This window comes from Belnapia moabensis DSM 16746 (assembly GCF_000745835.1).
Classification (GTDB): domain Bacteria; phylum Pseudomonadota; class Alphaproteobacteria; order Acetobacterales; family Acetobacteraceae; genus Belnapia; species Belnapia moabensis.
The window spans coordinates 55077-56226 of sequence record NZ_KN050757.1; the positions used below are offsets into that span (position 1 = coordinate 55077).

The 1150-nt window shown below is 64.0% G+C and carries 3 protein-coding genes; 2 read left to right on the forward strand and 1 reads right to left on the reverse strand.

Features of this window, described 5'->3' with window-relative positions; genetic code table 11:
* Positions 1-135: 135 nt before the first annotated feature.
* Positions 136-474 carry a MarR family transcriptional regulator gene (locus EP26_RS31040; RefSeq protein WP_084113213.1) on the reverse strand — a complete coding sequence of 113 codons (339 nt, stop codon included), beginning with the start codon at positions 472-474 and terminating at the stop codon, positions 136-138.
* On the opposite strand from EP26_RS31040, the gene EP26_RS36610 reads away from it, so the two are divergent.
* The gene (locus EP26_RS36610; RefSeq protein ID WP_169747569.1) at positions 442-789 is read left to right on the forward strand and encodes a hypothetical protein; all 348 of its coding nucleotides are present in this window, start codon (positions 442-444) and stop codon (positions 787-789) included. The genes EP26_RS31040 and EP26_RS36610 overlap by 33 nt on opposite strands.
* Positions 790-861: 72 nt before the next feature.
* Positions 862-1150, forward strand: a 289-nt coding sequence (locus tag EP26_RS37155; protein WP_211259661.1) for a hypothetical protein, incomplete at its 3' end; no start/stop codon positions are given.

The window sequence follows — 1150 nt, forward strand, 5'->3', positions numbered from 1 at the left end:
TCAACCGTGACGGGCATGGTCTCCGGACGCGGCTGGGTTTGAGTGTCGTAGCCAAATTCTACGTCCGCACAACGGCTTGCGCCATGCCCGTCAGCCCTCGCGCATAATCCGGGCTAGACAAACGACCCTCGAACCTCATGCAAGCGCCTGCAGTAACACTTTGAGTGCTTCCAAGCCGACCTTTGGCAGGGTCGCTTCGATGTTGGCGTACGTCTGCCTCGAGATCGGCAGGGCATCCAATAGGGCGGCATTTCCCGCCTCCGTCAGCCGCAATCGGCGGCTCCGCCGGTCTGTCGGGCTGGCCTCGACGCCAATCAGGCCGCGCTTTTCAAGTGGCTTCAGCGCAGCGGTCAGGGTGGTGCGGTCCATGGCCAGCATCCGCGCCACTGGTGCCATGCTGAGTGGCTCCGGCTGGTTCAGCGCCATGAGGGCGCGATGCCGATGGGTACGCTCGGCGACTACAAGTTCGTCCATGCCGGGCCAATTGGCCTGGGCGCCACCATGAACGTGCCGCTGAGTGAAGTCTTTGGCTGGCGCTTTTACGTCCTTGTTCCTGACGTCGACGATGCCATCGGGCGCTTGCCCGGCGCTGGGGACGCGTGCTGGGCGGCCCCGACCAGATCCCCGGTGGCGACTTTGCCTTGGTTGCAGAGGATCCATTCGGTGCCCGCTTTGGCTTTGTCGGCCCATGGCGAGAAGGAAAAGCGGCATGACCCGTTTCACCTCCTACTCGCTGGGATAACGACGCCGCCCCAAAAGCGAGCTCAAGATCGCAGCGGACAGTGTTGACTGCCTGGCTCACCGTCCGCGGTTGTCGTGCGAACCGCAGGTGAGGGAGCTCGGAGAAGGCAATTATGCCATGTGATCGTCACCAGCGAACTCGGCAGTGTCACGGAAGACGCATCAGCCGCACTTCGAGCAGGTCCACAGGCCACGCGCTTCCCGGGCAGGCTCGACGAGATACCCACAGCGGATGCAGTTGGCGCCGTCATCACCGTCGGCGAAGGGGTCCGCAAAATGCCGCACCGTCATCTTCGCCGGACGTGGCTTTGCGGCACGTCGGTCGAGGCCCTCGATGGCCTGCGTGCTGTTCGGCCTTTCGCCGGGCTCAGCATCCGCCGTTGCTGGCTGCTGCACCGATGGCTCCCAC

Bases quoted from the DNA above. Each gene is read 5' to 3' on its own strand.
- EP26_RS31040 (WP_084113213.1), bottom strand. From the start codon at position 474: ATGGACGAACTTGTAGTCGCCGAGCGTACCCATCGGCATCGCGCCCTC.
- EP26_RS36610 (WP_169747569.1), top strand. From the start codon at position 442: ATGGGTACGCTCGGCGACTACAAGTTCGTCCATGCCGGGCCAATTGGC.